The 25,816-nt window shown below is 65.2% G+C and carries 26 protein-coding genes and 1 pseudogene; 24 read left to right on the top strand and 3 right to left on the bottom strand.

The annotated features are described in order from the left end of the window. The first annotated feature begins 186 nt into the window (after positions 1-186). The 6 genes from rplJ to WDM91_05120 all read left to right on the top strand — a co-directional run bounded on the left by rplJ (position 187) and on the right by WDM91_05120 (position 10,846). Positions 187-702, top strand: coding sequence for a 50S ribosomal protein L10 (gene rplJ / locus WDM91_05145; GenBank protein ID MEI9993958.1), 516 nt, complete (start codon positions 187-189; stop codon positions 700-702). Between the two features lie 51 nt (positions 703-753). Further along, positions 754-1,125 (top strand): 50S ribosomal protein L7/L12, encoded by a 372-nt coding sequence (rplL, locus tag WDM91_05140; GenBank protein MEI9993957.1) that lies wholly within the window; start codon positions 754-756, stop codon positions 1,123-1,125. A 162-nt stretch (positions 1,126-1,287) separates the two neighbouring features. After that, positions 1,288-5,370, top strand: a complete 4,083-nt coding sequence (gene rpoB, locus WDM91_05135) for a DNA-directed RNA polymerase subunit beta (GenBank protein ID MEI9993956.1) — start codon at positions 1,288-1,290, stop codon at positions 5,368-5,370. Then, positions 5,363-9,619, top strand: a complete 4,257-nt coding sequence (gene rpoC, locus WDM91_05130; protein MEI9993955.1) for a DNA-directed RNA polymerase subunit beta' — start codon at positions 5,363-5,365, stop codon at positions 9,617-9,619. The genes rpoB and rpoC overlap by 8 nt, the downstream gene beginning before the upstream one ends. Positions 9,620-9,875: 256 nt before the next feature. Then, a complete protein-coding gene (locus tag WDM91_05125) occupies positions 9,876-10,247 on the top strand; it encodes a VOC family protein (GenBank protein MEI9993954.1) in 372 nt (123 codons plus the stop codon). A 74-nt stretch (positions 10,248-10,321) separates the two neighbouring features. Then, positions 10,322-10,846, top strand: coding sequence for a methylated-DNA--[protein]-cysteine S-methyltransferase (locus tag WDM91_05120; GenBank protein ID MEI9993953.1), 525 nt, complete (start codon positions 10,322-10,324; stop codon positions 10,844-10,846). Here WDM91_05120 and WDM91_05115 read toward each other — a convergent pair. Genes WDM91_05115 through WDM91_05105 form a run of 3 tightly spaced genes read right to left on the bottom strand, consistent with a single transcriptional unit; the run spans position 10,843 to position 14,536 of the window. Further along, complete coding sequence (locus WDM91_05115; GenBank protein MEI9993952.1) at positions 10,843-11,580, bottom strand: tetratricopeptide repeat protein; 738 nt, start codon at positions 11,578-11,580, stop codon at positions 10,843-10,845. The genes WDM91_05120 and WDM91_05115 overlap by 4 nt on opposite strands. Beyond that, positions 11,577-12,260, bottom strand: coding sequence for a Fe2+-dependent dioxygenase (locus WDM91_05110; protein ID MEI9993951.1), 684 nt, complete (start codon positions 12,258-12,260; stop codon positions 11,577-11,579). Before WDM91_05110 ends, WDM91_05115 begins: the two co-directional genes overlap by 4 nt. An 8-nt stretch (positions 12,261-12,268) precedes the next feature. Continuing rightward, a complete protein-coding gene (locus tag WDM91_05105) occupies positions 12,269-14,536 on the bottom strand; it encodes a TonB-dependent siderophore receptor (GenBank protein MEI9993950.1) in 2,268 nt (755 codons plus the stop codon). A 249-nt stretch (positions 14,537-14,785) separates the two neighbouring features. Between WDM91_05105 and WDM91_05100 the strand changes: the two genes are divergently transcribed. The 18 genes and pseudogenes from WDM91_05100 to rplX all read left to right on the top strand — a co-directional run bounded on the left by WDM91_05100 (position 14,786) and on the right by rplX (position 25,798). After that, the gene (locus WDM91_05100; protein ID MEI9993949.1) at positions 14,786-15,199 is read left to right on the top strand and encodes an MAPEG family protein; all 414 of its coding nucleotides are present in this window, start codon (positions 14,786-14,788) and stop codon (positions 15,197-15,199) included. A gap of 470 nt (positions 15,200-15,669) precedes the next feature. After that, positions 15,670-16,041: a 30S ribosomal protein S12 gene (gene rpsL, locus WDM91_05095; GenBank protein MEI9993948.1), complete on the top strand. Its 372-nt coding sequence runs from the start codon at positions 15,670-15,672 to the stop codon at positions 16,039-16,041. Between the two features lie 12 nt (positions 16,042-16,053). Then, positions 16,054-16,524, top strand: a complete 471-nt coding sequence (rpsG, locus tag WDM91_05090) for a 30S ribosomal protein S7 (protein MEI9993947.1) — start codon at positions 16,054-16,056, stop codon at positions 16,522-16,524. Between the two features lie 18 nt (positions 16,525-16,542). Further along, on the top strand, positions 16,543-18,615 hold the full coding sequence (gene fusA, locus WDM91_05085) for an elongation factor G (GenBank protein ID MEI9993946.1): 2,073 nt from the start codon (positions 16,543-16,545) through the stop codon (positions 18,613-18,615). A 34-nt stretch (positions 18,616-18,649) separates the two neighbouring features. Then, positions 18,650-19,840, top strand: coding sequence for an elongation factor Tu (tuf, locus tag WDM91_05080; GenBank protein MEI9993945.1), 1,191 nt, complete (start codon positions 18,650-18,652; stop codon positions 19,838-19,840). A gap of 28 nt (positions 19,841-19,868) precedes the next feature. Further along, positions 19,869-20,177 carry a 30S ribosomal protein S10 gene (rpsJ, locus tag WDM91_05075; GenBank protein ID MEI9993944.1) on the top strand — a complete coding sequence of 103 codons (309 nt, stop codon included), beginning with the start codon at positions 19,869-19,871 and terminating at the stop codon, positions 20,175-20,177. A 12-nt stretch (positions 20,178-20,189) separates the two neighbouring features. Further along, the gene (gene rplC / locus WDM91_05070) at positions 20,190-20,906 is read left to right on the top strand and encodes a 50S ribosomal protein L3 (protein ID MEI9993943.1); all 717 of its coding nucleotides are present in this window, start codon (positions 20,190-20,192) and stop codon (positions 20,904-20,906) included. A 1-nt stretch (position 20,907) separates the two neighbouring features. Next, positions 20,908-21,525, top strand: coding sequence for a 50S ribosomal protein L4 (rplD, locus tag WDM91_05065; GenBank protein ID MEI9993942.1), 618 nt, complete (start codon positions 20,908-20,910; stop codon positions 21,523-21,525). Then, the gene (locus tag WDM91_05060) at positions 21,522-21,815 is read left to right on the top strand and encodes a 50S ribosomal protein L23 (GenBank protein MEI9993941.1); all 294 of its coding nucleotides are present in this window, start codon (positions 21,522-21,524) and stop codon (positions 21,813-21,815) included. Before rplD ends, WDM91_05060 begins: the two co-directional genes overlap by 4 nt. Before the next feature lie 3 nt (positions 21,816-21,818). Next, the gene (gene rplB / locus WDM91_05055) at positions 21,819-22,655 is read left to right on the top strand and encodes a 50S ribosomal protein L2 (GenBank protein ID MEI9993940.1); all 837 of its coding nucleotides are present in this window, start codon (positions 21,819-21,821) and stop codon (positions 22,653-22,655) included. A 3-nt stretch (positions 22,656-22,658) separates the two neighbouring features. Then, complete coding sequence (gene rpsS, locus WDM91_05050; GenBank protein ID MEI9993939.1) at positions 22,659-22,943, top strand: 30S ribosomal protein S19; 285 nt, start codon at positions 22,659-22,661, stop codon at positions 22,941-22,943. A gap of 59 nt (positions 22,944-23,002) precedes the next feature. Then, positions 23,003-23,308, top strand: a pseudogene (gene rplV, locus WDM91_05045) (50S ribosomal protein L22). 101 nt (positions 23,309-23,409) lie between these two features. Next, on the top strand, positions 23,410-24,144 hold the full coding sequence (gene rpsC, locus WDM91_05040; GenBank protein MEI9993938.1) for a 30S ribosomal protein S3: 735 nt from the start codon (positions 23,410-23,412) through the stop codon (positions 24,142-24,144). A 20-nt stretch (positions 24,145-24,164) separates the two neighbouring features. Next, the gene (gene rplP / locus WDM91_05035; protein MEI9993937.1) at positions 24,165-24,578 is read left to right on the top strand and encodes a 50S ribosomal protein L16; all 414 of its coding nucleotides are present in this window, start codon (positions 24,165-24,167) and stop codon (positions 24,576-24,578) included. Position 24,579: 1 nt separating this feature from the next. After that, positions 24,580-24,831, top strand: coding sequence for a 50S ribosomal protein L29 (gene rpmC, locus WDM91_05030; GenBank protein ID MEI9993936.1), 252 nt, complete (start codon positions 24,580-24,582; stop codon positions 24,829-24,831). A 15-nt stretch (positions 24,832-24,846) separates the two neighbouring features. Beyond that, on the top strand, positions 24,847-25,086 hold the full coding sequence (rpsQ, locus tag WDM91_05025) for a 30S ribosomal protein S17 (GenBank protein ID MEI9993935.1): 240 nt from the start codon (positions 24,847-24,849) through the stop codon (positions 25,084-25,086). A 25-nt stretch (positions 25,087-25,111) separates the two neighbouring features. Next, positions 25,112-25,480, top strand: coding sequence for a 50S ribosomal protein L14 (rplN, locus tag WDM91_05020; protein MEI9993934.1), 369 nt, complete (start codon positions 25,112-25,114; stop codon positions 25,478-25,480). Next, positions 25,481-25,798, top strand: coding sequence for a 50S ribosomal protein L24 (gene rplX / locus WDM91_05015; GenBank protein ID MEI9993933.1), 318 nt, complete (start codon positions 25,481-25,483; stop codon positions 25,796-25,798). It abuts the gene before it with no gap. Positions 25,799-25,816: the final 18 nt, after the last annotated feature.

Below are 25,816 nucleotides of genomic sequence, written 5' to 3'. Positions count from 1 at the left end.
GGAAGGAACCGAAATTCGAGGGCAACCTCGCGCTTCGGGTTTGAGCCCTGGGACAGGATTTGTGTGTCACAGGGCAGCGGCCGGATCGCCACGGTTGCTGTTGAGAGTTGGTCTAGGCGCCAAGCGAACCACCGGGCTACCCCGGCCTCAAGTCGCGAAGCGGTAGGCCGACAAAAAGGAGCAGAAGTGGACAAAGCAGAGAAAGCGGAAGTCGTCGAAGAGCTGAATGGCGTCTTCACGAATGCCGGCTCCCTGGTTGTCGCCCACTATTCCGGCATGACGGTCGCACAAATGAGCGATCTCCGGTCCCGCATGCGCGCGGCCGGAGCCTCGTTCAAGGTGGCGAAGAACCGTCTGGCGGTGCGCGCGCTCCAAGGAACGGCCGTTGAAGGCATCGCCCACCTGTTCAAGGGCCCGACCGGGATTGCGTACAGCAAAGACCCGATCGCGGCTTCGAAGGTGGCGGTCGCCTACGCCAAGGACAACGAAAAGCTCGTGATCCTCGGCGGTTCGGTCGGGGTGACGACATTGGATGCGAACGGCGTCAAAGCCCTCGCAACCCTGCCGTCGCTCGACGAGCTGAGGGGCAAGATCGTGGGGCTGCTGGTTGCACCCGCCACGAAGATCGCCGGGATTCTCCAAGCCCCGGCCGGTCAGCTCGCCCGCGTCATCAGCGCGTATTCCGAGAAGGACGCCGCGTAGTAGCGACAACCCATCAACATCAAACCCAACCAAACCAAGGAACTTTAGAAAATGTCGAAGATCGAACAACTCGTTGAAGACCTGTCGGGCCTCACGGTCCTGGAAGCCGCCGACCTCGCCAAGCTTCTCGAAGAGAAGTGGGGCGTTTCGGCTGCCGCGCCGGTTGCCGCCGCCGCTGCCGCGCCGGTTGCCGCCGCCGCCGCGGTCGAGAAGACCGAGTTCACCGTCGTCCTGACCGACGCCGGCGACAAGAAGATCAACGTGATCAAGGAAGTGCGTGCGATCACCGGCCTGGGCCTCAAGGAAGCCAAGGACCTGGTCGAGGGCGCGCCGAAGGAAGTCAAGGCGGACGTCTCGAAGGACGAGGCCGCCAAGATCAAGAAGCAGCTCGAGGACGCCGGTGCCAAGGTGGAACTCAAGTAAAGGAGGCGTGGAGGGTTGAAGAACCCACCCCGCGTACATATTTCGTTCAACCCACCCCCTCCCGACGATTCGTCCGTCGGGAGGGTCGGTGGCGTTTGCCATTGGTTTTGCAATTATTCGGACCAATAAGCGGTCAATTATGGCCGCGACAAGGACGCAAGAATGACCCTCTCGTTCACCGGACGCAAAAGGCTTCGCAAATACTTCGGCAAGATCGCCGAGGTCGCGGAGATGCCCAACCTCATCGAGGTCCAGAAGACCTCCTACGACCAGTTCCTCCAGGTCGAGAAGCCGGAAGGCAGCCGCAAGGATGAGGGTCTGGAGACGGTGTTCAAGCACGTCTTCCCGATCAAGGATTTCTCCGAATCCTCGCTCCTCGAATATGTCGACTACCACTTCGAAGAGCCCAAATACGACGTCGAGGAGTGCCAGCAGCGCTCCATGACCTTCGCCGCGCCGCTCAAGGTGACGCTGCGCCTCATCGTGTTCGATGTGGACCAGGAGACGGGCGCCAAGTCGGTCAAGGACATCAAGGAGCAGGACGTCTATATGGGCGACGTTCCGTTCATGACCGAGAACGGCACCTTCATCATCAACGGCACCGAGCGCGTGATCGTCTCGCAGATGCACCGCTCGCCGGGCGTCTTCTTCGACCACGACAAGGGCAAGACCCATTCCTCGGGCAAGCTCCTGTTCGCTGCCCGCGTCATCCCCTATCGCGGCTCGTGGCTCGACTTCGAGTTCGACGCCAAGGACATCATCCATGTCCGCATCGACCGTCGCCGCAAGCTGCCGGCGACGACGCTGCTCTATGCGCTGGGCCTGACGCAGGAAGAGATCCTCGACTACTTCTTCGTCAAGATCGGCTTCAAGCATCACAAGGACGGTTCCTGGCACACCCCGGTCGAGCCGGGCTGGATGCGCAACGCCAAGGTCAACGCCGACTGGAAGAACGCCAAGACCGGCGAGGTCATCGCGGAAGCCGGCTCGAAGATCACCGCCCGCCTGCTGCGCAAATGGCAGGAAGACGGCATCAAGCAGATCGCGATGCAGGAAGACGAGCTGCTCGGCCGCTTCTCCGCGCTCGACATGGTCAATCCCGAGACGGGCGAGATCTATGTCGAGGCCGGCGACGAGCTGACCTCGGAGAACATCGCCACGCTGCTGGAAGCCGGCGAGAACGAGATCAGCATCATCAACGTCGACGGCATCACGGTCGGCGGCTATGTCCGCAACACGCTGGCGGTGGACAAGAACCACTCCCGCGAGCAGGCCCTGATCGACATCTACCGCGTCATGCGTCCCGGCGAGCCGCCGACGCTGGACACGGCGGAGACGCTGTTCGGCCAGCTCTTCTTCGACTCCGAGCGCTACGACCTCTCGGCGGTCGGCCGCGTGAAGATGAACATGCGCCTGAACCTCGACGCGCCCGACACCTACCGGACGCTGCGCAAGGAAGACATCCTGGCGATCCTCAAGGCCCTCACGGAACTGCGCGACGGCCGCGGCGAGATCGACGACATCGACAATCTCGGCAACCGCCGCGTGCGTTCGGTCGGCGAGCTCATGGAGAACCAGTTCCGCGTCGGACTCCTTCGCATGGAACGGGCGATCAAGGAGCGGATGAGCGCGGTCGACATCGACACGGTCATGCCGCACGACCTGATCAACGCCAAGCCTGTGGCGGCCGCGGTGCGCGAGTTCTTCGGCTCGTCGCAGCTCAGCCAGTTCATGGACCAGCAGAACCCGCTGTCGGAGCTCACCCACAAGCGCCGCATGTCGGCGCTCGGGCCGGGCGGTCTGACCCGCGAGCGTGCCGGCTTCGAGGTGCGCGACGTGCATCCGACGCATTACGGCCGCATCTGCCCGATCGAGACGCCGGAAGGCCCGAACATCGGCCTGATCAACTCGCTGGCGACCTATGCGCGCGTCAACAAGTACGGCTTCATCGAAAGCCCGTACCGCAAGGTGAACAACAAGCACGTCACCGACGAGGTCATCTACCTCTCGGCGATGGAAGAGGCGAAGTACACCATCGCCCAGGCCAACGCGACGATCGACGCCCGCAACCGGCTGAACGACGAGCTCGTGTCCTGCCGCAAGGGCGGCAACTTCGTCATGACCACGCCCGACCAGGTCGAGTTCATCGACGTTTCGCCCAAGCAGCTCGTCTCCGTCGCCGCGGCGCTCGTCCCGTTCCTCGAGAACGACGACGCCAACCGCGCCCTGATGGGCTCGAACATGCAGCGCCAGGCCGTGCCGCTGCTCCGTCCCGAGGCGCCGCTGGTCGGCACCGGCATGGAGGAAGTGGTGGCGCGCGATTCCGGCTCGGCGATCTCGGCGCGCCGCGCCGGCGTCGTCGACCAGGTCGACGCCACGCGTATCGTCATCCGCGCCACGGAAGAGGCCGATCCCACCAAGCCGGGCATCGACATCTACCGCCTGCGGAAGTTCCAGCGCTCCAACGCCTCGACCTGCATCAACCAGCGTCCGCTGGTGAAGGTGGGCGACCTGCTGCGCAAGGGCGACATCATCGCCGACGGTCCGTCGACCCAGCTCGGCGAGCTGGCGCTCGGCAAGAACGCGCTCGTCGCGTTCATGCCGTGGAACGGCTACAACTTCGAGGACTCCATCCTCATCTCCGAGCGCATCGTCCGCGACGACGTCTTCACCTCGATCCATATCGAGGAGTTCGAGACCCAGGCGCGCGACACCAAGCTCGGTCCCGAGGAGATCACCCGCGACATCCCGAATGTGGGCGAGGAGAACCTCAAGAACCTGGACGAGGCCGGCATCACCTATATCGGTGCCGAAGTCGTCGCGGGCGACATCCTGGTCGGCAAGGTGACGCCGAAGGGCGAGACCCCGATGACGCCGGAAGAGAAGCTGCTGCGCGCCATCTTCGGCGAGAAGGCGGCCGACGTGCGCGACACCTCGCTCCGCGTCCCGCCGGGCGTCACCGGCACGGTGGTCGAGGTCCGCGTCTTCAACCGTCACGGCGTCGACAAGGACCAGCGCGCCATGGCGATCGAGAAGGCCGAAGAAGAGCGCCTGGCCGAGGACCGCGACGACGAGCTCGCGATCCTGGAGCGCAACATCTTCGCGCGCCTGCAGGAGATCCTGCTGGGCAAGACCGCGGCGCACGGCCCCAAGGGCATGGCGCCTGACACCAAGATCACCCAGGCGGTGCTCGACACCATCGCCAAGCACCAGTGGTGGCAGATCGGCCTGCGCAACGAGAAGGCGATGGCCGAGCTCGAAGGCATGCGCAAGCAGTACGACGAGTCCAAGGCCCGCCTCGACAAGCGCTTCGCCGACAAGGTCGACAAGCTGCGCCGCGGCGACGAGCTGTCGCCCGGCGTCATGAAGATGGTCAAGGTGTTCGTCGCGGTGAAGCGCAAGCTGCAGCCCGGCGACAAGATGGCCGGCCGCCACGGCAACAAGGGCGTCATCAGCCGCATCGTTCCGATCGAGGACATGCCGCATCTGGAAGACGGCACGGCGGTCGACGTCGTGCTCAATCCGCTCGGCGTGCCCTCGCGCATGAACGTCGGCCAGATCCTCGAGACCCATCTCGGCTGGGCCTGTTCGGGCCTCGGCAAGATGATCGGCGAGACGCTCGACAAGGTGAAGCGCGACGGCAAGTACGAGCCGCTGCGCAAGCAGCTCAAGGCGTTCTACGGCGACGACGAGCGCCTCAAGGAGCTCGACGAGCCGGCGCTGCTGGAGCTGGGCGACAATCTGCGCCCCGGCATCCCGATCTCGACGCCGGTGTTCGACGGCGCCAAGGAGAAGGACATCGTCGACATGCTCCGCCAGGCGGGCCTGACCGATTCCGGCCAGGTGACGCTCTATGACGGGCGCACCGGCGAGTCGTTCAAGCGCAACGTCACGGTCGGCTACATCTACATGCTGAAGCTGAACCATCTGGTGGACGACAAGATCCACGCGCGTTCGATCGGCCCTTATTCTCTCGTGACGCAGCAGCCCCTGGGCGGCAAGGCCCAGTTCGGCGGCCAGCGTTTCGGCGAGATGGAGGTCTGGGCGCTCGAGGCTTACGGCGCCGCCTATACGCTGCAGGAAATCCTGACTGTGAAGTCGGACGACGTGGCGGGAAGAACCAAAGTGTACGAAGCGATCGTACGGGGCGAAGACACGTTCGAGGCCGGTATTCCGGAATCGTTCAACGTCCTCGTCAAGGAAATGCGTTCGCTGTCGCTGAATGTGGAGCTGCTCAATGGCTGAAGGTTTCGAGACTGAAGCAAGATCGCATCGTCGCGACGCGGCGCGTGCCAACCAGGAACTGACAAACGTCTTCGGCGGCGTGAAGGAGATCCCGACATTCGATCGGATCAAGATCTCGCTCGCCTCCCCGGACCAGATCCTGCGCTGGTCGCACGGCGAGGTGAAGAAGCCCGAGACGATCAACTACCGCACGTTCAAGCCCGAGCGTGACGGCCTGTTCTGCGCCCGCATCTTCGGGCCGGTGAAGGACTACGAGTGCCTGTGCGGCAAGTACAAGCGCATGAAGTACAAGGGCATCGTCTGCGAGAAGTGCGGCGTCGAGGTCACGGTGCAGAAGGTGCGCCGCGACCGCATGGCGCATATCGAGCTCGCGAGCCCGGTGGCGCATATCTGGTTCCTCAAGTCGCTGCCCTCGCGCATCGGCCTGATGCTTGACATGACGCTGAAGGACCTGGAACGCGTCCTCTACTTCGAGAACTACATCGTCATCGAGCCGGGCCTCACCCCCCTCAAGGAGCGCCAGCTCCTGACCGAGGACGAGTTCTACAAGTCGCAGGACGATTACGGCAACGACAGCTTCACCGCCGAGATCGGCGCCGAGGCCATCCGCAAGCTGCTGATGGCGATCGACCTCGAGCGGCTGCGCGACCAGCTGCGGGTCGACATCTCCGGCTCCAATGGCGGCGAGAAGCAGAAGAAGCTCGTCAAGCGCCTGAAGGTGGTCGAGGCCTTCATCGATTCCGGCAACCGCCCGGAATGGATGATCCTCACCGTCGTCCCGGTCATCCCGCCGGACCTGCGGCCTTTGGTTCCTCTGGATGGCGGCCGTTTCGCCACCTCGGACCTCAACGACCTCTATCGCCGCGTCATCAACCGCAACAACCGCCTCAAGCGCCTCATCGAGCTCAAGGCGCCGGACATCATCGTGCGCAACGAAAAGCGCATGCTGCAGGAATCGGTCGACGCGCTGTTCGACAACGGCCGCCGCGGCCGCGTCATCACGGGCGCCAACAAGCGTCCGCTGAAGTCGATCGCCGACATGCTCAAGGGCAAGCAGGGCCGCTTCCGCCAGAACCTTCTGGGCAAGCGCGTCGACTATTCGGGCCGTTCGGTCATCGTGGTCGGCCCCGAGCTCAAGCTGCACCAGTGCGGCCTGCCCAAGAAGATGGCGCTCGAGCTGTTCAAGCCGTTCATCTATGCGCGGCTCGAGGCCAAGGGCTTCAGCCAGACGGTCAAGCAGTCCAAGAAGCTGGTCGAGAAGGAGAAGCCGGAGGTCTGGGACATCCTCGAAGAGGTGATCCGCGAGCATCCGGTGCTGCTCAACCGCGCCCCGACGCTGCATCGCCTGGGCATCCAGGCCTTCGAGCCCGTGCTGATCGAGGGCAAGGCGATCCAGCTCCATCCGCTGGTCTGCACCGCCTTCAACGCCGACTTCGACGGCGACCAGATGGCCGTGCACGTTCCTTTGAGCCTTGAAGCGCAATTGGAAGCGCGCGTGCTGATGATGTCGACCAACAACATCCTCAGCCCCGCCAACGGCAAGCCGATCATCGTGCCGACGCAGGACATCGTCCTGGGTCTCTACTACCTGAGCCAGGAACGCCCGAACGAGCCCGGCGAGGGCATGGTGTTCAACGACATCGGCGAGATCGAGCACGCCCTGTTCTCGAATGCCGTCACGCTGCACGCCAAGATCAAGTGCCGCTACAAGACGGTCGACGCCGAGGGCAATCCGGTGACGCTGCGCGTGGACTCCACGCCCGGCCGCATGATGATCGCGGAGATCCTGCCGCGCCATCCCAAGGTGCCGTTCGCGCTGGTGAACAAGCTGCTGCGCAAGCAGGAGGTGTCGCACATCATCGACGAGGTCTATCGTCACTGCGGCCAGAAGGAGACCGTGCTGTTCGCCGATGCGGTGATGGGCCTGGGCTTCCGTGAAGCCTGCAAGGCCGGCATCTCCTTCGGCAAGGACGACATGGTCGTGCCGCCGACCAAGGAGAAGCGCATCGACGAGACGCGCCATCGCGTCCGCGAATACGAGCAGCAGTACCTGGACGGCCTGACGACCGACAAGGAGAAGTACAACCTCGTCGTCGACGTGTGGTCCAAGTGCACCGACCTCGTGGCCACGGAAATGATGAAGGAGATTTCGGAATCCAAGATCGACCCGAAGACGGGCCGCATGGAGGAGATGAACTCCATCTACATGATGAGCCATTCGGGTGCCCGCGGCTCGCCGCAGCAGATGAAGCAGCTCGCCGGCATGCGCGGCCTGATGGCGCGTCCCGACGGCTCGATCATCGAGACGCCGATCCTGTCGAACTTCAAGGAAGGCCTCACCGTGCTCGAGTACTTCAACTCGACCCATGGCGCCCGCAAGGGTCTGGCCGACACCGCGCTCAAGACGGCGAATTCGGGCTACCTGACCCGCCGTCTGGTCGACGTGGCGAACGACTGCATCATCACCACCGAGGATTGCGGCACCAAGAAGGGCGTCTACGTCCAGGCCGAGATCGACGGCGGCACGGTGGTGTCCTCGCTGGCCGAGCGCATCCTGGGCCGCACCGCGGCGGAAGACGTCAAGCACCCGGACACGGGCGAAGTGATCGTCAAGCGCGGCAAGGAAGTGACCGAAGACATCGCCGACCGGATCGAGGGCTCGCACATCCAGCGCGTCCGCGTCCGCTCGGTGCTGACCTGCGAGCTCAAGGACGGCGTCTGCGGCAAGTGCTACGGGCGCGACCTGGCCCGCGGCACCTCGGTCAATATCGGCGAGGCGGTCGGCGTGATCGCGGCGCAGTCGATCGGCGAGCCGGGCACCCAGCTCACCATGCGCACCTTCCACATCGGCGGCGCGGCGCAGGTCGCGGGTCAGTCGAAGATCGAGGCGTCCTATGACGGCAAGATCAAGATGGTGAACCGCAACATCGTCAAGAACACCGACGGCGAGCTGATCGCGATGGGCCGCAACATGCAGGCGGTCATCACCGATCCGAAGGGCCAGGAGCGTGCGAGCTACCGCATCGTCTACGGCGCCCGCCTGAAGGTGGACGACGGCTCGACGGTGAAGCGCGGCGATCGTCTCGCCGAGTGGAACCCGAACTCGCTGCCCGTCCTCACCGACGTCGACGGCACGGTGAAGTACGAGGAGCTCGTCTCGGGCGTCTCGTTCCGCGACGTGTCGGACGAGAAGACCGGCGTGTCCAACAAGGTGGTGATCGACAGCCGCACCGGCACCGGCGCGAAAGCGACGGAGCTGCGTCCGACCATCGTCATCATCGACAAGAAGGGCAAGACGGTCCAGGTGCCGGGCGGCGGCGAGGCGCGCTATGCGCTGTCCATCGACGCCATCCTCTCGGTCGAGGACGGTTCGGAGGTCCGCGCCGGCGACGTGCTCGCGCGCATCCCGACCGAGGGCGCCAAGACCCGCGACATCACGGGCGGCCTGCCGCGCGTGGCGGAGCTGTTCGAGGCGCGCAAGCCGAAGGAAGCCGCAGTGCTCGCGGAAGCCGACGGCTTCGTCGAGTTCGGCAAGGACTACAAGAACAAGCGTCGCGTCATCGTGCGCCCGCGCAACGAGAAGCTCGATCCGACGGAATATCTCATCCCGAAGGGCAAGCACATCTCGGTCCGCGAGGGCGACTATGTGGAGAAGGGCGACTACATCGTCGAAGGCAACCCCTCGCCGCACGACATCCTGCGCATCAAGGGCATGGAGGAACTGGCGACCTACCTCGTGAAGGAGATCCAGGACGTCTATCGTCTGCAGGGCGTGAAGATCAACGACAAGCACATCGAAGTGATCTGCCGCCAGATGATGCAGAAGCAGGAAGTCATCGAGGGCGGCGAGACCACGCTGCTCGCGGGCGAGCAGGTCGACCAGCTCGAGCTCGACGAGGCCAATGCCAAGGCGACGGAGGCCGGCGGCAAGATCGCCGAAGGCCGTCCGGTGCTGCTGGGCATCACCAAGGCGTCGCTGCAGACGCGCTCGGTGTTCTCGGCCGCCTCGTTCCAGGAGACCACCCGCGTGCTCACCGATGCCGCCGTCAACGGCAAGGTCGACACGCTGGAAGGCCTCAAGGAGAACGTCATCGTCGGCCGCCTCATCCCGGCCGGCACCGGCGGCGCCATCGCGCGCCTCCGGCACGTGGCGACCGAGCGCGACCGGGCGATCCAGGAGGAGCAGGCGAAGACCAACGTGCCCGTTCCCCAACTCGAAGGCCCGGCCCCGCAGGAAGCGGCGGAGTAACAAAGCTCCTCCCCTGCGAAGCGGGGGAGGGGGACCAAATCGCAAAGCGATTTGGTGGAGGGGGCGACCTCTCCCGCGAAACAAAAGGGCCGCTGGCAACAGCGGCCCTTTTTGTCTCTCGACTCTCGTGACAGCCGGGGCAAGAAGCCGAGCTGGGCGCCGCGCGATTGCCCACCGCTCTCCACCCATGCTCGAATACCACAGCCGTTTCCTGTCGGCGCGTCGCTGATAGAGCAGGCACACAAGGAGAATGACGATGGCACGGATCACGGCAATCGGCGGGGTGTTCTTCCACAGCCCGGACCCCAAGGCGCTCACCGCGTGGTATCGCGACACGCTCGGCATCGGCGTCGAAGACTGGGGCGGCGCGATGATCGGCACGCAAGGTGGCGGCCCGGGCTATGCGGTGTGGTCGCCGTTCAACAAGGACTCCGGCCATTTCCAGCCGTCGTCGCGCGAGTTCATGATCAATTTCGCGGTTGACGACCTGGATGCCTTCCTTGCCGGCCTCGAGGCCAAGGGCGTCGCGGTGAACGGCCGCCAGGAGATGGAGGGCATGGGCAAGTTCGCCTGGATCCTCGATCCCGACGGCACGAAGATCGAGCTCTGGCAGCCGCCCGCCGAATAGAGCGCTGGCCGTTTTCGGACCTCGACAGCAAGTTTTGGGTGGAAGATCGCGCCCCCGCGCGCCATCTTCCGTCCATGACCGACGAGCCGCTTTATCGCTGGAGCGCTTTCGACACGCGGTTCGGCCGTCAGGCTGCCGCGATCGACGCTGACGGCCGCCTCGTGCGCTACTGGCTGCATGCCGATGTGCGCCGCCGCCCGTTCGGCGGCATCGAGGACGACGCGGCGCTCGCGCCCGTCCGCGCCCAGGTCGCCGAATATTGCGAAGGCACGCGCACGGCGTTCGACCTTCCGCTGCACATCGAAGAGGGCAGCGATTTCGAGCGCGGCGTGTGGTCCGCGATGCTCGCGATCCCGTTCGGCGAGACGCTATCCTACGGCGCCATCGCCAAGAGCCTCGGCGGCGGACCGGAAGCGGCGCGCGCCGTCGGCGTCGCTTGCAACCGCAATCCGATCCCGCTGGTCGTGCCGTGCCATCGCGTGGTCGGCGCCGACGGCGCGCTGGTCGGTTTCGGCGGCGGGCTGCCGCTCAAGCGCGCCCTGCTGGATTTCGAAAGCGTGATCGCCGGAAGGCCGCGCGACCTGTTCGCGCGCGCTTAGACCAGCGCCCGCACCCGTGCATCCGGATGCCGGCGCAGCGCCGCCGCGAGATTGCTCCGCGTCGGCTCGGTCGCCGTGTCGAGCGCCCGGCGGAACCACAGCACCGCGCCGGCGATGCAGCCCTCGGCGCCGATGATCGTCGCATAGTTGTAGGCGCCGCGGAAATAGCCGCCCTCGGCCGATTTGCGATACCAGTTGCGCGCCGCGTTGCGGTCGCGCGCCACGCCCCAGCCTTCCTCGAAGCAGCGCGCCACGAGGTTCATCGCGCGCGCATGGCCTTGCGTCGCGGCCCGCATGTACCAGAGGAACGCCGCGTCGCGATCCTGCGCCACGCCGTTTCCGTCGAGCAGCAGATGCCCGAGATTGTATTGCCCCCAGGCATGCCCCGCCTCGGCGGCCTGCGCGTAATGCGCCGCGGCGCGCGGGAGATCGGGCGCCGTGCCCCAGCCGTTCTCGAAGGCCCGTCCCAGCATGTTGCAGGCATCCGCATCGCCGCTCTGCGCCGCGCTGAGGAAGCAGGCGAAGGCCGCGCGCGCATCCTGCGCCACGCCTTGTCCCTCCAGCAGCATGCGGCCGAGCCGGACCTGCGCCTCCGGGATGCCGCAGGCCGCCGCCGCCTGCACCCAGGCCGCGGCCTCGCCTGGGTCGCCGCCGAGCAGGGCGCGCAGTTGCTCCGGCGGCATCATGGTCAGCGCCGCGACGCGCCAGGCATCGGTGGCGCTGGGCGCGTTCAACTCGGCTCGCCCCATTTGCGCACCAGGTTGTGGTAGAGCGCCGTCAGGCGCAGCACCGCGGGGCTCTCCGCCGCGCTCTGCGACAGCTCGATGATCGAGCGGTCGAGATCGAACAACATCTGCCGCTCGGCATCGTCCTTGACGATGCTCTGGATCCAGAAGAACGAGGCGACGCGGCTGCCGCGCGTCACCGGCGCGACGCGGTGCAGGCTGGTTGCGGGATAGACGATCAGGTCGCCCGCCGGCAGCTTGACGCTGTGCGTGCCATAGGTGTCCTGCACGATCAGCTCGCCGCCGTCATAATCTGCGGGCGCGCTGAGGAAGAGCGTCGCGGAGACGTCGGTGCGCAGCCGCCGCGCCGTTCCGGGCACCGGCCGGATCGCATTGTCGACATGCGGCCCGAAATTCATGCCCTCTTCATAGCGGTTGAACAGCGGCGGATAGACGAAGACGGGCAGGGCGGCCGACATGAAGAGCGGGCTGCGCTCCAGCGCCTTGACGACAAGCTGCCCGAGCTCGCGCGCGTCGGCGCTGTTCTCGGGCAGCTGCAGATTGGCCTTCACCTTGGCCGACTGATGGCCCGCCGTCATGCGCCCATCGCCCCATTGCGCCGCCGCGAGACGTTGCCGGACCGCGGCCAGTTCGTCCTGCGTCAGCACATTGGGGACATGGAGCAGCATGGCGTCCTTTACAGCGATGCCGTCGCGGTCAGCAGGAAGGTGCGTCCCGGACCGGGAACCGCGTGGTTCTCGTTCGGCTTCGTGAAGTACGAGTTCGCAAAGTAGAACTCGTCCGTCAAGTTGTAGGCATTGAGCTGCAGGCCGAACGTGTCGTTGAACTGGTAGCCGATCATGCCGTCCCACGTCACATAGCCCGGCACCGTCGCCGTCAGGATCGTGCCCGGAACGGTGCCGTTGTCGGTCCCCGCCCTGCGCATGCCGACATAATTGACCCCGGTGCCGAGCTTCAGGCCGTCGTCGAAATCGTAGCTCGTCCAGAGATTCGCCTGGTTGTGCGCCGTGTTGGGGATAGGCCCATGCACGCCCACGCCGGCGAGCCCGACCGCGGTCGGATCCAGATAGGTATAACCGGCGACGATCTCCCAGTTCTCGGTGATGCGGCCCTGGGCGCCGAGCTCGAAGCCGTTGACGCGCTCCGTGCCCGCCAGCGTCTGGAGCGTCGGGTTGGTCGGATCGGAGATGCGCGCATTGGTCATCTCGGTGTTGAACACCGCGGCCGTCAGCGACAGCAGCCCGTCCAGCACCTGCGCCTTGCCGCCGATCTCGAAGGTCCTGTCCTTCTCGGGCGGCAGCGCCTGGTTGGTCGCCGACAGCGAGAGGCTTTCCGCCGACGGATTGAACGAGGTGCCGTAGGAGAAATACACGCTGGTGTCCGCCGTCGGCTTGTAGACCAGCGCGGCGCGCGGGCTCCAGATGTCGTCGGTGTGCGAGAAGTGCGCCGGCTTGCTGCCGAAGCTCTGGTCGTAGCGCACGCGGAAGCTGTCGAAGCGGATGGCCGCGGTCAGCGACCATTGCGGACCCCAATTGACCGTGTCCGTCGCGTAGAGGCCGGTCGTGTTGGTCTTGGTGACCGGCGTCTGGTTGACGGTCGTCTGCGTGCCGGGGAAGGCTTCCAGCGGATCGGGCGACAGGACGGGCTGCGGCAGGATCGAAACGTCCTGGTTGACGAACCGCGTCAGGTCGGCGCTCTCATTGTCGTATTGCGAGCCGAACGTCACGACGTGATCCAGCGCGCCGGTCGCGAACTTCGCGGTGACGTTCAGGTCGTTCATCGCCGTCGCGATGGTGCCCTTGGAGCTCGGCCTGTCGCGCAGCACGAAGACGGCGTCGACCGGCGTCCCGGCCACGGGGAAATACGGATTGTAGGAGCCGGGCGTGACCGAAACCGGCGTGGGATGCGCCACGCCCGCGCAGAGCGGTGCACCGGCGAAGAAGCCCGGCGTCGCGGCCGAGGTGAAGCAATTGGCCGAGCCGTAGATCGCCGCGGTCTGCCGCGAATCGAACCAGTAATGGCCGTAGCGCACCGTGTCGCTCATCGACCAGGTATCGTCGAACTTGTGCTCGAAACGTCCCGTCACGACGTCGACTTCGCTCTTGAAGCGGTCGTCGCCCGGCAGGCCGTAGAACGTGTCCTGCGCCGCCGGCGCCGGCTTGTCGAACAGGAACGGGATGCCGTAGTCGGGGATGTTGTCTTCCTGCTGGTGCAGGTATTTCAGCGTGAACACCGTGTCGGTGCCCAGGCCGAAGGCGATGGACGGCGCCACGCCGAAGCGCTGGTTGCGCGCGAAGGGGCGGCCTTCATAATTGTCGCGCTGGCCCATCAGGTTGACGCGCAGGGCCGCGTCGTCGCCGAGCACGACATTGATGTCGGCGGTGCCGCGGGCCTCGCCATTGGTGCCGCCGGTCGCCGCGAAATCGTAGATCGGAAACAGCTGCGGCGCCTTCAGCACCTGGTTGATCACGCCGCCGGTCGAGCCGCGGCCGAACAGCGTCGAGGCGGGGCCCTTGTAGACCTCGATGGATTCGTAATCGAACACGTCGCGGTCATAGAGGCCGGTGTCGCGCAGCCCGTCCATGAAATAGTCGTCGCCGGCCGAGAAGCCGCGGATGTTCACGAGGTCGCCATGCGTGCCGCCTTCGCCCGCGTTCAGCGTGATGCCCGGCACGTTCTTCAGCGCGTCCGCCAGGCTGTGCACGCCCTGGCTCTTGATCACCTCCGCGGGGATGACGTTGATCGATTGCGGCGTGTCGAGGATCTTGCCCGGCAGCAGGTCGATCGCGGTCCGCCGCTGCGTGACCACCACGGTCTCGACGCTGTGCACGTCGGTGGCGGTGTCGGCCTGCGCCGCGCCCGTCGCCGCCAGCGATGAAAGCCCGACGCCGGTCAGGCCGATGGCGGTACGCACGAACGTCTCGCTCGTCTTGGACGAAGTCATGTCTGCTGGATCCCTCAGTGCCGAATTGATAATCGTTCGCAACTTTCGGGACCATACTGGCCGAGCGGACCAAGTCAATGCGAATTAGTTGCAATATCAGCGCAGGGGCAAACAGAAGCGCGCATGGCTGACTGCCGGCGCTGCCGGCCATGACAGGCCACAGATGGTGTCGCTCGGGCTGCTCGAGCGCGCCCGGATCCGCGGCGGCGCGACTCGCATTAGGCTGCGCGCCGAACGGGGAGGATCGAAATGACATCCATGCTGACGCCGGTGCTGGCGCTGATCGTCTGGTCGCTGATCGTCTGGGTCTGGATGTACGCGACGCGCCTTCCGGCGATCCAGGCCGCGAAGATCGATCCCCAGCTCGCGCGCCATCCCGGCGCGCTGGACAGCCTTCCCTCGGGCGTCCGTCAGGTCGCCGACAACTACAATCATCTGATGGAGCAGCCGACCATCTTCTACGCGATGGTCTTCTACATCGTGCTCGCGGCCCATAGCGACCTGACGCATATCTATCTCGCCTGGGCCTATGTCGCGCTGCGCGTCCTGCACTCCCTGGTCCAGAACACGGTCAATGCCGTGCCGGTCCGCTTCGGGGTGTTCGCGCTGTCGACCTTCGTCCTGGGCGCGATGGCAGTGCGTGAGGTCATCGCACTGCTCTGAAACTGGGCGGGGAGCGCCTTGGAACCACGCCGGGAACCGGAATCACTCAAGGCCTGCCGGCACTTCGACCGGTCGAGACCGCACAAGAACCGCCAGACGGCGCCGGCTGGTCACGCGCCATACGCTATATAAGGTGAGACGCGGCGCGGCGGCATCTGCTGCCCGCGCGTCGGTGGAACTTCCAGGCGGAATGGGGACGACATTTCCTTGCTTTCCGTGCTTGACCCTTCCCGCGACCGCGTATACATAGCGCCACCTTTCAGTGACAGGCCGTCGGCGGGAAATCGCCAAAACGCTGTCGGAAAGCCAGTTTAGAACGCGAATCGCGCGACTCGGGGCCGGTCTCCAAGTCCTCCGCGTGTACCGGGGCGGGCCCAGTGGGCCGGCACCGGACTTTTGTTTCGGCTTGGGCGATGGGCGCCACGGCCAAAGAGATCCGCGCGGCTTGCCGCGCAAAAACGGAAGAGCGAATGCCGACGATCAATCAGCTGATCCGCAAGCCACGCGGCGAGAAGCCCAAGCGCAACAAGGTGCCGGCCCTTCAGGGCTGCCCGCAGAAGCGCGCGGTCTGCACCCGCGTCTACACCGTGACCCCGAAGAAGCCGAACTCGGCGCTTCGCAAGGTGGCCAAGGTTCGCCTGACCAACGGCTATGAAGCCCTCTCCTACATCCCCGGCGAAGGCCACAACCTGCAGGAGCACAGCGTCGTGCTGATCCGCGGCGGCCGCGTGAAGGACCTTCCGGGCGTTCGCTATCACATCATCCGCGGCGTGCTCGACACGCAGGGCGTCAAGGACCGCAAGCAGCGCCGTTCGCTGTATGGCGCCAAGCGTCCGAAGTAAGGAGAGCATCAGATGTCCCGTCGCCGCCGCGCCGACAAGCGAGAGATCACCCCGGACGCCAAGTATGGCGATCTCGTGCTCGCCAAGTTCATGAACAGCCTGATGTATGACGGCAAGAAGTCCGCCGCCGAAGGCATCATCTATGGCGCGTTCGATACGATCCAAGCCAAGACCAAGACCGACCCGATCCAGGTCTTCCACGAAGCCCTGCGCAACGTCGCCCCCGCCATCGAGGTGAAGTCCCGCCGTGTCGGCGGCGCCACCTATCAGGTGCCGGTCGAAGTCCGCACCGACCGCGCCCGCGCGCTGGCGATCCGCTGGCTGATCACCGCCGCCCGCGGCCGCAACGAGCCGACGATGACCGGCCGCCTGTCGGGCGAGCTGCTCGACGCCGCCAACAACCGCGGCACCGCCGTGAAGAAGCGTGAAGACACGCACAAGATGGCGGACGCCAATCGCGCGTTCTCCCACTACCGCTGGTAAGGAATTAGAGAGTCTCCCATGCCCCGCGTCACCCCGCTCGACCATTATCGCAATATCGGCATTGCCGCGCATATCGATGCCGGCAAGACGACGACGACCGAGCGCATCCTCTACTACACCGGCAAGTCCCATAAGATCGGTGAAGTCCATGACGGCGCCGCCACGATGGACTTCATGGAGCAGGAGCAGGAGCGCGGCATCACGATCACCTCCGCCGCGACGACGTGCTTCTGGAAAGACCACCGGATCAACATCATCGACACGCCCGGCCACGTGGACTTCACGATCGAGGTCGAGCGTTCCATGCGCGTGCTCGACGGCGCGGTCGCCGTGTTCGACGCCGTCGCCGGCGTCGAGCCGCAGTCCGAGACCGTGTGGCGCCAGGCCGACAAGTATCACGTGCCGCGCATCTGCTTCGTCAACAAGATGGACCGCACCGGCGCCGACTTCCAGCGCTGCATCGACATGATGATCGATCGCCTGGGCACCCGCCCGATGGTCATCACCTGGCCGATCGGCGCGGAAGCCGAATTCAAGGGCATCGTCGACATCGTCAAGATGAAGGCGCTCGTCTGGCACGACGAGCAGCTCGGCGCGAAATTCGACGAGGTCGAGATTCCGGCCGAATATGCTGACAAGGCCAAGCAGCTTCGCGCCGCGCTGGTCGACATGGCGGTCGAGCAGGACGACGACGTGATGACGGCCTATCTCGACGGCCAGGAGCCGTCGGAAGCCGACCTCAAGCGCTGTATCCGCAAGGGCGCGATGGCGTTCGCCTTCGTGCCGGTGATGTGCGGCTCGGCCTTCAAGAACAAGGGCGTGCAGCCTCTGCTCGACGCCGTCGTCGACTATCTGCCGTCGCCGCTCGACATCCCGCCGGTCAAGGGCACCGATCTGAAGGGCAATGAAGTCGAGCGTCCCGCCGACGACAAGGCGCCGTTCGCCGGTCTTGCCTTCAAGATCATGGACGACCCCTTCGTCGGCTCGATCACCTTCGTGCGCGTCTATTCGGGCGTGATCAATTCGGGCACCGGCGCGCTCAACTCGGTCAAGGACAAGACCGAGCGTGTCGGCCGCATGCTCCTGATGCATGCGAACAGCCGCGAAGACGTGAAGGAAGCCTATGCCGGCGACATCGTCGCGCTCGCGGGCCTCAAGCTCACGACCACCGGCGAGACGCTGTGCGATCCCAACAATCCGGTGATCCTGGAGCGCATGGAATTCCCCGATCCGGTCATCGAGGTCGCGATCGAGCCCAAGACCAAGGCCGACCAGGAGAAGATGGGCATGGCGCTCGTCCGCCTGGCGCAGGAGGATCCCTCCTTCCGCGTCTCGACCGACCAGGACTCCGGCCAGACCATCCTCAAGGGCATGGGCGAGCTTCATCTCGAGATCAAGGTCGACATCCTCAAGCGCACCTACAAGGTCGATGCCAATGTCGGCGCGCCGCAGGTCGCCTATCGCGAGACGCTGAGCAAGCCGGTCTCGATCAAGTACACCCACAAGAAGCAGACCGGCGGGTCGGGCCAGTTCGCCGAAGTGTCGATCGATTTCGAGCCGCTGGAGCCGGGTGCCGGCTTCGTGTTCGAGAACGACGTCGTCGGCGGCTCGATCCCGAAGGAATTCATCCCCTCGGTCGAGAAGGGCCTCCGGGCGCAGAAGGAATCCGGCCTGCTCGCCGGCTTCCCGGTGATCGACTTCAAGGCGACGCTGACCGACGGCAAGTATCACGAGGTGGACTCGAACGCGCTGACCTTCGACATCGCGGCGCGCGCGGCGTTCCGCGAGCTCGCGAGCAAGGGTGCGGTCAAGCTGCTCGAGCCGATCATGAAGGTCGAGGTCGTGACGCCGGACGAGTTCACCGGCGGCGTCATCGGCGATCTGCTCGGCCGTCGCGGCCAGGTGCAGGGCCAGGACTCCAGAGGCAACGCCTCGGTCATCTCGGCCATGGTGCCGCTCGCCAACATGTTCGGCTACATCAACCAGCTCCGCTCCCAGACCCAGGGCCGCGCGAACTACTCGATGGAGTTCGACCACTACAGCCAGGTGCCGCAGAACATCGCGGACGAGATCAAAGCGAAATACGCGTAAGTAAAACCATAACCGTCAGTATACGGAGAGACCTATGGCGAAGGCCAAATTCGAGCGTAACAAGCCGCATTGCAACATCGGGACGATCGGCCATGTGGACCATGGCAAGACGTCGTTGACGGCCGCGATCACGAAGATCCTGGCGGAGACGGGCGGGGCGACGTTCACGGCGTACGACCAGATCGACAAGGCGCCGGAAGAGAAGGCGCGCGGCATCACGATCTCGACGGCGCATGTCGAGTACGAGACGGCGAACCGGCACTACGCGCATGTCGACTGCCCCGGGCACGCCGACTATGTGAAGAACATGATCACGGGCGCGGCCCAGATGGACGGCGGCATCCTGGTGGTGTCGGCGGCCGACGGCCCGATGCCGCAGACCCGTGAGCACATCCTGCTGGCGCGTCAGGTCGGCGTGCCGGCGCTGGTGGTGTTCCTGAACAAGTGCGACATGGTCGACGATCCGGAGCTCCTGGAGCTTGTGGAGATGGAGGTGCGCGAGCTCCTCTCGTCCTACAGCTTCCCGGGCGACGACATCCCGATCATCCGGGGCTCGGCGCTGATGGCGCTGGAAGACAAGAACAAGGAGATGGGCCACGACGCGATCCTCAAGCTGATGGAGGCGGTCGACGCCTACATCCCGCAGCCGGAGCGTCCGATCGACCAGCCCTTCCTGATGCCGATCGAGGACGTGTTCTCGATCTCGGGCCGCGGCACGGTTGTGACGGGGCGCGTCGAGCGCGGCATCGTGAAGGTGGGCGAGACGGTGGAGATCATCGGCATCCGCCCGACCAGCTCGACCACGGTGACGGGCGTCGAGATGTTCCGCAAGCTGCTCGACCAGGGCCAGGCGGGCGACAATATCGGGGCGCTGCTGCGCGGCGTGGAGCGCGAGGGCGTGGAGCGCGGCCAGGTCCTGGCCAAGCCGGGCTCGGTGACGCCGCACACGAACTTCGCGGCGGAGGTCTACATCCTGACGAAGGACGAGGGCGGCCGTCACACGCCGTTCTTTGCGAACTACCGGCCGCAATTCTATTTCCGCACGACGGACGTGACGGGGATCGTGAAGCTTCCGGAAGGCACCGAGATGGTGATGCCGGGCGACAACGTGTCGATCGAGGTCGAGCTGATCGTGCCGATCGCGATGGAAGAGAAGCTGCGCTTCGCCATCCGCGAAGGCGGCCGTACCGTCGGCTCGGGCGTCGTCGCCAAGATTCTGAAGTAAGCGGAATACGGATCGAAGGTCTCAAGACATGCAAAATCAAAACATCCGCATCCGGCTGAAAGCCTTCGATCACCGCATCCTCGACAATTCGACGCGGGAAATCGTCAACACGGCCAAGCGCACCGGCGCCCAGGTTCGGGGTCCCATCCCCTTGCCGACCGGCATCGAGCGCTTCACCGTGAACCGGTCCCCGCACATCGACAAAAAGAGCCGCGAGCAGTTCGAAATCCGGACCCACAAGCGTCTCCTCGACATCATCGATCCCACGCCGCAGACCGTCGACGCTTTGATGAAGCTCGACCTTGCGGCCGGCGTCGACGTCGAGATCAAGCTTTAAGGAGTGAGCGCGATGCGCACAGGCGTCATCACGCAGAAGGTCGGCATGACCCGTCTGTTTCTGGACGATGGACGGCACGTGCCCGTCACCGTCCTCAAGCTGGATGGCTGTCAGGTCGTCTCCACGCGTACGGATGAGAAGGACGGCTACACCGCGGTGCAGCTCGGCTCGGGTTTCGCCAAGGCCAAGCGCCTGACGAAGGCCGATCGCGGCAACTTCGCCAAGGCGGAAGTGGAGCCCAAGCGCAAGCTTGCGGAATTCCGCGTCGATGCCGGCAATCTGCTGGAGGTCGGCGACCTGATCCAGGCGGACCATTTCGTGGTCGGCCAGAAGGTGGACGTCTCGGGCGTCACCATCGGCCGCGGCTTCACCGGCGCGATGAAGCGCTGGAATTTCCGCGGCCTCGAAGCGTCGCACGGCGTCTCGATCTCGCACCGCTCGCTGGGCGGCACGGGCGGCCGCCAGGATCCGGGCAAGACCTTCAAGAACAAGAAGATGCACGGCCATTACGGCAACGAGAACGTCACGACGCAGAACCTCGAAGTCGCGAAAGTCGACATCGAGCGCGGCCTGATCATGATCCGCGGCGCCGTGCCCGGCCACAAGGGCGGCTGGGTCATGGTGCGCGACGCCGTCAAGCGCCCGCACAAGGACTCGCCGGTGCCCGGCTCGGTGAAGAAGCGCGATGCCGCGCCGGCCAAGGCGCCCGAAGAGAAGGTTGGGGCATAAGATGAAGACCAAGGTCCTCAATCTGGACAACAAGGCGTCGGGCGAAGTCGAGCTCAAGGACGAGATCTACGGTCTCGAGCCGCGTGCCGACCTGATCCAGCGCGTCGTCGTCTGGCAGCTCGCCAAGCGCCGCTCCGGCCAGCACAAGACGCTGACCCGCGCCGAGGTCAACCGCACCAAGCACCGCGTCGGCAAGCAGAAGGGCGGCGGCACCGCCCGTCACGGCGCCCGTTCCGCGCCGCTGTTCGTCGGTGGCGCCAAGGCGATGGGCCCGGTTTCGCACAGCCACGAATTCGACCTGCCCAAGAAGGTCCGCGCGCTGGGCCTGCGCCACGCGCTGTCCTCCAAGCAGAAGACCGGCTCGATCGTCGTGCTCGACGAGGCCAAGTCCGCCGCCGTCAAGACCGGCGCCCTGGCCAAGCAGTTCGCCGGGCTGGGCCTCAGCAAGGTGCTCGTGATCGACGGCACTTTCGACAAGAATTTCGAGCTGTCGGCGCGCAACCTGAACCATGTCTCGCTGCTGCCGGCCGCCGGCCTCAACGTCTACGACATCGTCCGCAGCGAGACCCTGGTGCTGACCAAGGCGGCGATCACCGCGATCGAGGAGCGCCTGGCATGAGCACCCATTATCATCACGACGTCATCCTCTCGCCGGTCATCACCGAGAAGTCGACCCGCCTGACGGAGACCAACCAGGTCGTGTTCCGCGTGCCGCTGAGCGCGACCAAGCCGAAGATCGCCGCCGCGGTGGCCGAACTCTTCAAGGTGAAGGTCAAGGCGGTGAACACGGTGACGGTCAAGGGCAAGACGAAGCTCGCCCGCGGCAAGCCGTACAAGCGCAGCGATTTCAAGAAAGCGATCGTGACCCTCGAAGAGGGCCAGCAGATCGACATCACGACGGGACTGTAAGCCATGGCGCTGAAACAATTCCGCCCGACGACTCCCGGTCAGCGCCAGCTGGTGCTGATCGACCGTTCGGGCCTGCACAAGGGCGGCCCGGTCAAGTCGCTGACCGAGGGCAAGCATTCCAAGGGCGGCCGCAACAACACCGGCCGCATCGTGGTGCGCTATCAGGGCGGCGGGCACAAGCAGCGCTATCGCATCGTCGATTTCAAGCGCCGCAAGTTCAACGAGCCTGCGATCGTCGACCGGCTGGAATATGATCCCAACCGCACCTCCTTCATCGCGCTGATCAAGTACAAGGACGGTACGCTGGCTTATATCCTGGCGCCGCAGCGCCTGGCGGTCGGCGACACCGTCGTGTCGGGCGAGAAGGTCGACGTGAAGCCGGGCAATGCGATGCCGCTCGCCGCGATGCCGGTGGGCACCATCGTGCACAACATCGAGATGAAGCCGGGCAAGGGCGGCCAGGTCGCGCGCTCCGCCGGCACCTATGCCCAATATCTGGGCCGCGACGGCGCCTATGCGCTGCTGCGCCTCAACTCGGGCGAAGTGCGCAAGGTCCAGTTGACCTGCATGGCGACGGTGGGCGCGGTCTCGAACCCCGACCACATGAACGAAGTGATCGGCAAGGCCGGTCGCAACGTGTGGAAAGGCTGGCGGCCGCATGTCCGCGGCACCGCGATGAACCCGATCGACCATCCGCATGGCGGCGGCGAAGGCCGCACCAAGGGCGGCCGCCATCCGGTGACGCCGTGGGGCAAGCCGACCAAGGGCGCCAAGACGCGCAAGAACAAGCGGACGACGAAGTTCATCGTCCGCACCCGCAAAGGCAAGGCACAGGGCTAAGAGATGACTCGTTCGATTTGGAAAGGCCCGTTCGTCGACAGCTACATCCTGAAAAAGGCTGAAGCTGCGCGCAATTCCGGCCGCAAGGACGTGATCAAGACTTGGTCGCGCCGCTCGACCATCCTGCCGCAATTCGTCGGCGTCACCTTCGGCGTCTACAACGGCAAGAAGCACATCCCGGTGCTGATCACCGAGGACATGGTCGGCCACAAGCTCGGCGAGTTCTCGCCGACCCGCACCTTCTCCGGCCATTCCGGCGGCGGCGACAAGAAAGCGAAGAGGTCGTAATGGGCAAGCAATCCCGCGCCCGCGTGCTGCCGGACACCCAGGCGAAAGCCGTGGGCACGATGATCCGCACCAGCCCGCGCAAGCTGAACCTCGTGGCGCAGACGATCCGCGGCAAGAAGGTCGAGGTGGCGCTCAACGCGCTCACCTTCTCGCCCAAGCGCGTCGCCAAGGTCGTGAAGAAGGTCCTGCAGTCGGCGGTCGCCAATGCGGAGAACAACCACGACCTCGACGTCGACGATCTGATCATCTCGGAAGCCAGCGTCGGCAAGAACCTCGTGATGAAGCGCTTCATGGCCCGCGCGCGCGGCCGCGGGGCAGGCATCCTCAAGCCATTCTCCCAGATCACCATCGTGGTCGAGGAGAAGCGCGAGGAAGCCGAAGAGACCAAGACGAAGGGCAAGGCCAAGTCCAAGAAGGCCGCACCGAAGAAACAAGCTGCCAAGACGGCAGCGCAGGAGACCGCCTGATGGGTCAGAAAGTCAATCCGATCGGCCTGCGCCTGGGCATCAATCGCACCTGGGACTCGCGCTGGTATTCCGGCAAGAAGGATTTCGGCCGTCTTCTGCAGGAAGACATCAAGATCCGCGAGTACCTGAGCGAGAAGCTCAAGGCTGCCGGCGTGTCGAAGATCGTCATCGAGCGTCCGCACAAGAAGTGCCGCGTCACCATCCACTCGGCCCGTCCGGGCGTGGTGATCGGCAAGAAGGGCGCCGACATCGAGAAGCTGAAGAGCGACGTGCAGAAGTTCACCTCCGACGAGGTGCACCTCAACATCGTCGAGATCCGCAAGCCCGAGATCGATGCCAAGCTGGTCGCCGAGAACATCGCGCAGCAGCTCGAGCGCCGCGTCGCCTTCCGCCGCGTGATGAAGCGCGCCGTGCAGTCGGCCCAGCGCCTGGGCGCCCTCGGCATCCGCATCAAGTGCGGCGGCCGTCTCGGCGGCGCCGAGATCGCGCGCGTCGAGTGGTACCATGAAGGGCGCGTTCCGCTGCACACGCTGCGCGCCGACATCGACTACGGCGTCGCCACCGCGAAGACGACCTACGGCACCTGCGGCGTGAAGGTCTGGATCTTCAAGGGCGAGATCATGGAACACGATCCCATGGCCCAGGATAAGCGCATGGCCGAGGCCGAGCAGGGCCGCGGCGGCCAGGGCCGTGGCGATCGCGAACGTCAACCCGCGCCGGCGCCGGCAAGCTAAGAGCCCGATAAGAGAAACCCATGCTTCAGCCCAAACGCACGAAGTTCAGAAAGCAGTTCAAGGGCCGTATCCACGGCGCCGCGAAGAAGGGCACCGCGCTCAACTTCGGCGCCTACGGCCTGAAGGCCATGGAGCCCGAGCGCGTCACCGCGCGCGAGATCGAGGCGGCCCGCCGCGCCATCACGCGCCAGATGAAGCGCGCCGGCCGCGTCTGGATCCGCGTCTTCCCCGACGTGCCGGTGTCGAAGAAGCCGGCCGAAGTCCGCATGGGCTCGGGCAAGGGCGCGCCGGAATTCTGGGTCGCCAAGATCAAGCCCGGCCGCATCCTGTTCGAGGTCGACGGCGTCGACCACGCGACCGCCAAGGAGGCGATGCGCCTGGGCGCCGCCAAGCTGTCGATCGCGACCAAGTTCATTGCACGCGTGGGTGCCTGAGATGGCTGCGAAGAAGAAGAGCAAGGCTGCGAAGGTGACGTCGGCGAAGACCGCGTCGAAGGCCGAGGACTACCGCGCCAAGACCGCGGACGAGCTGGGCAGCGAGCTGGTGAAGCTGAAGAAGGAGGCGTTCAACCTCCGCTTCCAGCGCGCCAACGGCCAGCTGGAGAAGACCAACCGCGTGCGCGACGTCCGCCGGACCATCGCGCGCATCGAAACGATTTTGACGGAGCAGCGCCGCAAGGCTGGCTGATTAGAGGACTGAATTATGCCGAAGCGCGTGCTGCAGGGCGTCGTGGTCAGCGACAAGAACACCAAGACGGTGGTGGTGAAGGTGGAACGCCGTTTCACCCATCCCGTCATGAAGAAGACCGTGCGCCGTTCGAAGAAGTACCACGCCCATGACGAGAAGGGCGAATACAAGACGGGCGACATCGTGCGCATCCGCGAGTGCCGGCCGCTTTCCAAGCTGAAGACCTGGGAAGCGTTCGAGCGCGTGGCCAAGTAAGCGCCCCAGGACCGGAGTAGAACACATGATTCAGATGTCCACCGAACTCGATGTCGCCGACAATTCCGGCGCCAAGCGGGTCATGTGCATCAAGGTGCTGGGCGGCAGCCATCGCCGCTACGCCGAGGTCGGCGACATCATCGTCGTCTCGGTGAAGGAGGCGATTCCGCGCGGCCGCGTGAAGAAGGGCGAGGTCCTGAAAGCCGTCGTCGTGCGTACCGCCCATGGCGTGCGCCGTCCCGACGGCTCGCTGATCCGCTTCGACGGCAATGCCGCGGTGCTGATCAACGCCCAGGGCGAGCCGATCGGCACCCGCATCTTCGGACCGGTGACGCGCGAGCTGCGCTCCAAGAACCAGATGAAGATCATTTCGCTTGCCCCGGAGGTGCTGTAGATGCCCGCCAAGATCAAGAAAGGCGACCGCGTGGTCGTCATCGCCGGCCGCGACAAGGGCAAGAAGGGCGAGGTCCTGAAGATCTTCACCGACGAGAACCGCGCGCTGGTGTCCGGCGTGAACGTCGTCAAGAAGCATCAGAAGCAGACCCAGCGCGACCAGGGCGGCATCGTCAACAAGGAAGCGCCGATCGCGATGTCGAACATCGCCCATGCCGATCCGAAGGACGGCGGCGCGACGCGCATCGGCTGGAAGCAATTGAACGACGGACGGATGGTGCGTTTCGCCAAGAAGTCCGGTGAGGTCATCGATGTCTGAGGCAGGCAGCAAGAATCC

The organism is Rhizomicrobium sp. (assembly GCA_037200385.1).
Taxonomy (GTDB): Bacteria; Pseudomonadota; Alphaproteobacteria; order Micropepsales; family Micropepsaceae; genus Rhizomicrobium.
Note: the sequence above shows the minus strand (reverse complement) of the source record. Positions and strands in the feature narration are given on the sequence as shown.